The following is a 483-nucleotide window of genomic DNA, read 5'->3' on the forward strand; positions in this document are numbered from 1 at the left end:
CGCTGGTCGAAGATCACCTTGCGCTGGTCGTTCTGGACGTTGTCGAACTTGAGCAGGTTCTTGCGGATGTCGAAGTTGCGCGCCTCGACCTTCTGCTGGGCCTTTTCGAGCGCCTTGTTGATCCAGGGATGGATGATGGCCTCGCCTTCCTGCAGGCCGAGCCGCTGCAGCATGCTGTCGAGCCGGTCGGAGCCGAAGATGCGCATCAGGTCGTCTTCCAGCGACAGGAAGAATTTCGAGCGGCCGGGATCGCCCTGACGGCCGGAGCGGCCGCGCAGCTGGTTGTCGATGCGGCGGGATTCGTGCCGCTCGGAGCCGATGATGTAGAGGCCGCCCGGCTTCTTCACGGTCTTGGCGGGCTTGTTGCCCTTGGCGGGCTCGACCTCGAAATCCTCTTCCGCCTTCAGCACGATCTCGCGGAAGCGCTCGATGTCGGCCTTGATCTGCTCGATCTTCTTGGCCTTCTCGGCCTCGTCGGTGATG

The 483-nt window shown here is 63.1% G+C and carries 1 protein-coding gene; it reads right to left on the reverse strand.

The window, feature by feature from the left end:
- Nucleotides 1-483, reverse strand: a 483-nt coding sequence (locus tag SOP85_RS31105) for a preprotein translocase subunit SecA (protein WP_442967966.1), incomplete at both ends; no start/stop codon positions are given.

It is taken from the genome of Pseudomonas sp. YuFO20, from assembly GCF_035064975.1.
GTDB classification, from domain to species: Bacteria; Pseudomonadota; Gammaproteobacteria; order Pseudomonadales; family Pseudomonadaceae; genus Aquipseudomonas; species Aquipseudomonas putida_AE.